A 5,299-nucleotide genomic window follows, 5' to 3' on the forward strand; every position below is an offset into this window, starting at 1 on the left:
TTTCCCGCTGCACGATCGAGCGGTATTCCAGGAAGTGCTCGTTGTGGGCCAGCACCGAGAGGAACTGCTCCACCAGGGTGGGGTTGTGGCGGGCCATGCCGAACAGATACCGCCAGAAGCGTGTCCGGGTGTTGCGCTTTATCCCCTGGCGCCACACCACAATCGTGAGGGCTTTGAGGTCCACCAGGCTGGGCAGCTTGGCGGCGGCTTTCCAGCGCGGCGCACCCATCTTCAGGTAGTAGCTGTACACCCGATCCATGTAGGCATTGGGCTCATACAACGCGCAGAACGCCTCCACGTATTCGTTGGCGATGTCGCGGATCGGACGTGTCGGCTGGAAGTTGAGCAGGTTGGTCTGATTCACGCCCTTGGCTGAATCTTCGCCTTGGATCAGGCGTCCCTCCTGTTCCAACCGGGCCCACAGTGCTGTTTTGGGGAGTGCCTGCAGCATGCCCATCATTGCGGCGGGAATGCCGGTGCGGGTCACGAACTCCACGATGCGGCGGCCGGCACCATCCTTTTCGCCGTCGAAACCGATGATGAATCCAGCCATCACCCGGATGCCGTTGGCGGTGATGCGATCCACCGCCGCATCCAGCGGGTTGCGGGTGTTTTGCACCTTGCGGGCCGTCTCCAGGCTGGCCTCATCGGGGGTTTCGATGCCCAGGAACACGCTCTCGAAGCGCGCGTCATGCATCATTTCCATCATCTCCTCGTCATCCGCCAGATCGACCGAGGCCTCGGTGCTGAAGCTGAACGGATAGCCGCGCTCCTCCTGCCAGCTGCGGATTTGCGGCAGCAGCAACTTGGCGTTGCGTTTGTTGCCGATGAAGTTGTCGTCCACCAGGAAGATCGAGCGCCGCCAGCCCAGGTCGTACAGCGCCTGCAACTCCGCCACGAGCTGTTCTGGGGTTTTGGTGCGCGGTTTGCGGCCGTAGAGAACGATGATGTCGCAGAACTCGCAGTTGAACGGGCAGCCCCGGGAGAACTGCACGCTCATCGAGTCGTAGGCGTCGAGCTGCAGCAGATCGAAGCGGGGGATCGGCGTTGCGGTCACATCCGGCTTGTCGCCCTCTGAGCTGAAGCGGCCGCTGGTTTCGCCGCGCTCGAGCGCCTCGAGGAACATCGGCAGGGTGATTTCACCTTCATCGAGGATCTTGAAATCAGCCTGTTCGATCTCCGGTGCATCGGGCGTTGAGCTGGCGAAGGGCCCGCCGATGGCCACCGGCAGTCCCCGCTGCTTGGCCTTGTCGATCTGCACGGCCATGTCGTCCTTCTGGACGATCATTCCCGAGATGATCACCAGCTCGGCCCACTCCCACTCCGCTTCGCTCACCTCGCGCACATTGCGGTCCACGAGCTTCATCTCCCAGCTCTGTGGCAGCAGCGCCGCCACTGTGACCAGCCCCAAGGGCGGCAGCAGCACCTTGCGGTTCACCAGCTCCAGAATTTTTTCGTAGCTCCAGAAGGTCTTCGGGAACTCGGGATAAATAAAGAGGGTGCGCATCGATTCGGGCAGCAGGGGAGGGGAGTCCGGTTCGCCCGGCGGAGGTCGTGGAGCTACAAAACGAGTCTGTTATTGACAAACCCTATCGGTAACAACCGAGATCACGCCCAATCTCTGATCTAATGGTGGTCACCTCCTTTCTTGCACATGGGCGTCGGTATCTATCTCGGGCTTGTTGGCACCGGCCTGGTCACCGCCTTTGTTTTCACCAAGCTCCTCAAAGGCATCAAGCTGATCTGATCGGCTCCAAAACCCGGTTTCCGCGTCGCCGCATCCAGATCAAGGCGATGGCGACGCTTAAGCCACCGCTTAAGGCAAAGGCCGTCGAGAGGTCTTTGACCATCACCAAAAGGGCCACCACCAGCCCACTGATCCCACCTCCGCCGAGGAAGGCGATCTGACTCAGCCCGGCCATGCGGCCGCGCATCACCTGTTCTGAGCCGATCTGGGTGATCAGGTTGCAGCTGCTCAGCAGACCGGCGGTGCCGGCTCCGATCAGAAACGCCATGCTCAGGCTGAATCCCACCCCAGGGGTCATGGCCATGCCCAGCTGTGCGATGGCGGTGATCAAACCGAAGCCTCCGAGGGTCAGAAACGGGCGGCGGCTGAAGCGGCTGCTGTTTTTTTGCAGCACGATCCCGCCAGTGATGCTTCCGGCGGCCAGCACGCTGGTGAACAGGCCCAGGTCGCGCGGATCCGAGCCGAGCACGCGGTCGGCGATCAACGGCGCCAGCCCCGGGTGGAAAAAACCCACCAGACACAGCACCGCGGTGAAACTCAGCACCCCCTGCAAGGTGGAGCCACACCCCCGCCAGGCACTGACCAGGCTGGCGGTCTGCCCTGGAGCGCTGCGTTGTTCGCGGCTGCTGTCTGGATTCAGCAGAAACAGCACACTGGCGATCGGCAGCAGATAGCTCGCCGCATCAATGCCGAGGGCCCAGGCCGGCCCGGTCATCGCCAGCAGCCAGCCCCCGATCGGTGGCCCCACCAGCTTGCCCACGTTGAACACCACCGAAAAGCTGGTGAGATAGCTGCCCAGCTGCTCCGGTCCGTCCACCAGGATCGAACAGTATTTGTTGCGGGCGGTGAGTTCATAGGCCCCGGCGATGCCCACCAGCAGGGTGCTGCCCAGCAGCAGCAACACCTGGGCCAGGCCATCCAGCAAAGGGATGGCGAGGGCCCCCAGCCCAGCGGCCGCCAACAGGGCCCATTGCGACTGCACCAGCACCCGCTCGCAGCCCACCCGATCGGTGCGCACCCCCGCCGGCCCGCTGATCAGCAGCGTGGGCAGAGACAGCGCGGCGAAATTCAGCGCCAGCACGATCGGCTGTGAGCTGCCATCCATCAGGATCCAGCCCTTGGCCGTAATGCCAGCGAACGATCCCGCGGTGCTCACGCCCGACGCGACCAGAAACAGACGACGTTGCTGTTCCGGTCGCAGTTGAAGAAGGGTCAAGCCTGGGCTCTCGCTGCCGCCACCATGGCGCGCGCACCAACGATTCGCCCGCTGAGGTCATAGATGTCGGCCCCGGTGATCTCCACCGGCACCAGGGTTCCCGGTGCCGCCTGCTGGCCGTCCTCGCCGGGTTGCACGTGCACCTCGCCATCCACTTCCGGAGCGAAGCGGGCGCAGCGACCAATCATCGCCCCGGTTTGGGGGTTGTGCTGCTCGATCAGCACATCCACGGTCCGCCCCACCCAGCGCTGGTTGCGTTCCGCGGCGATCGGCTGTTGCAGGGCCATCAGCGCATCCTTGCGTGCCTGGGCCACCTCCGGATCCACCGGATTGGGCAGGTCGGCGGCGGCGGTGCCGTCCTCTGGAGAGAAGGTGAAAATCCCCACGTGATCGAAGCGTTGCTTGTCCAGGAAGCCCATCAGGTGTTGGAAGTGCTCCTCGGTTTCGCCGGGGAAGCCCACGATCAAGGTGGTGCGCAGCACCGCATCGGGCAGTTGCTCGCGAATGCGATCCAGCAGGTTGTCATTCACATCCGCCTGCCAGGGGCGGTTCATCGCCCGCAGCACCTCCGGGTGGCTGTGTTGCAGCGGTAAGTCCAGGTAGGGCACCACATTGGCCACATCCCGGTACGCCGCCAGCACGTCGGGGGTCAGTCCCGTCGGATAGGCGTAATGCACGCGGATCCAAGGGATCTCCACCTCGCCCAGGGCACGCAGGAGTTCCGCCAGCTTTGGTTTGCCATAGAGATCCAGCCCGTAGTTGGTGGTGATCTGGCTGATCAGGATCAGCTCCTGCACCCCCTGGTCCGCCAGTTGATGGGCTTCGGCCACGATCGATTCGATTGGTCGGCTGCGCTGGTCGCCCCGCAGCTTGGGAATGATGCAGAAGGCGCAGCGGTAGTCGCAGCCTTCGGCCACCTTCAGGTAGGCCACCGCCTGGTCGGTGGTGCGTTGGCGGGGCAGATGCTCATCGCCCACAAAGGTGGGGACGGCGCTCACCCGGTTCACCCGCTCACCGGCTTCGACCCGCTGCAGCACATCCACGATGTGCTGGTAATCCCCTGTGCCGACGATCGCCTTGGCTTCTGGGATCGAGTCCAGCAGTTCGTCCTGGAAATGCTGGGCCAGGCAGCCGGCAATGATCAGTTCCTTGCCCTGTTCCGCCAGATCCACCAGGGTCCGCACCGATTCCTCCCGGGCGTCCTGGATGAAGCTGCAGGTGTTCACCACCACCACGGCGGCATCGCGTTCATCGCTGCTCACGCCATAACCAGCTTCGGCCAGCAGTCCCACCATGTGCTCGGTGTCCACCCGGTTCTTTTCACAGCCCAGATGGGCAAAGGCGACTGTCGGTTTGGAGCTGGTTACGGTCATGGCGGTGCCGGCAGGCCGTTTTCCACCCTACGGAGCAGTCGGATTGGCCTGGTCCTGACAGAATTCCTGCACTTGTTGGGAATGGATGGGCAGCTCCCGTCTTGTCAGCCGTCGCCGCCAGGACTCCGGTGCCAAATGGGCACGGATTGCCATGGCTGTTCTGGCCACGGTGGGTGTGATCGACACCGGCACGATCACGCTGAAGCGCTGGGGCCTGCTCGGTGATCTGATCTGCCCGATGGGCACCGATGGTTGCGACAAGGTGCTCAACAGCCCCTGGGGCACCATCGCGGAGGGAATTCCCCTCTCCTTTGTCGGTCTGCTGGCCTACGGCGCGGTGCTGCTGATGGCGCTGCTGCCGTTGCTGCCCGGATTAAACGAGAACAAGACCGACCTCTCCCGCCGCACCTGGTGGGGCCTGTTCACGGTGTCCATCGGCATGGCGGTGTTCAGCGGGGTGCTGCTGGGTCTGATGGTGTTCAAGATTCAGGCCTTCTGTTTCTTCTGCCTGCTGTCGGGGATTCTGTCCCTGCTGCTGTTGATCCTCTCGGTGGTCGGTGGCGGTTGGGATGATCCCGGTCAGCTGATCTTCCGTGGGGTGTTGTTGGCCCTCGCCGTGCTGCTGGGCGGTTTGATCTGGGCGTCGGTGCTGGATCCGGACCGGGCCGAGTTGCCCACCGGTGAGGGCGTGGCCCCGCTGGTGACCAGCGAGAGCTCCCCGGCCGCGGTCGCCCTCGCCGATCACCTCACCAGTGGTGGTGCCGTGATGTATTCCGCCTACTGGTGTCCCCACTGCCATGAACAGAAGGAATTGTTCGGCAAAGAGGCATCCGCCAAGCTCAACGTGGTCGAGTGCGCCGCCGATGGGGAGAACAACCAGGCCGACCTTTGCCGCAGCAAGGGCCTGGAAGGCTTCCCCAGCTGGGAGATCAAGGGCACGATTGAGTCTGGGGTGCAATCCCT

5 protein-coding genes are annotated in these 5,299 nt (G+C 63.5%); 2 read left to right on the forward strand and 3 right to left on the reverse strand.

What is annotated here, in order from left to right:
* A partial coding sequence (locus ACGVKB_RS00500) for a B12-binding domain-containing radical SAM protein (RefSeq protein WP_392349306.1) occupies window positions 1-1,507 on the reverse strand: 1,507 nt, incomplete at its 3' end.
* A 147-nt stretch (window positions 1,508-1,654) separates the two neighbouring features.
* On the opposite strand from ACGVKB_RS00500, the gene ACGVKB_RS00505 reads away from it, so the two are divergent.
* The gene (locus ACGVKB_RS00505) at window positions 1,655-1,747 is read left to right on the forward strand and encodes a cytochrome B6 (protein WP_392348379.1); all 93 of its coding nucleotides are present in this window, start codon (window positions 1,655-1,657) and stop codon (window positions 1,745-1,747) included.
* On the opposite strand, the gene ACGVKB_RS00510 is transcribed toward ACGVKB_RS00505, so the two are convergent.
* Both ACGVKB_RS00510 and rimO read right to left on the reverse strand, forming a co-directional pair.
* Entirely contained in the window at window positions 1,734-2,963 is a 1,230-nt protein-coding gene (locus ACGVKB_RS00510; RefSeq protein ID WP_392349307.1) for an MFS transporter, read from the reverse strand. The genes ACGVKB_RS00505 and ACGVKB_RS00510 overlap by 14 nt on opposite strands.
* Window positions 2,960-4,336, reverse strand: coding sequence for a 30S ribosomal protein S12 methylthiotransferase RimO (rimO, locus tag ACGVKB_RS00515; protein WP_392349308.1), 1,377 nt, complete (start codon window positions 4,334-4,336; stop codon window positions 2,960-2,962). The genes ACGVKB_RS00510 and rimO overlap by 4 nt, the downstream gene beginning before the upstream one ends.
* A gap of 85 nt (window positions 4,337-4,421) precedes the next feature.
* Between rimO and ACGVKB_RS00520 the strand changes: the two genes are divergently transcribed.
* On the forward strand, window positions 4,422-5,299 hold an 878-nt coding region (locus tag ACGVKB_RS00520; RefSeq protein WP_392349309.1), incomplete at its 3' end, for a vitamin K epoxide reductase family protein.

The organism is Parasynechococcus sp. (assembly GCF_042954325.1).
Taxonomy (GTDB): Bacteria; Cyanobacteriota; Cyanobacteriia; order PCC-6307; family Cyanobiaceae; genus Parasynechococcus.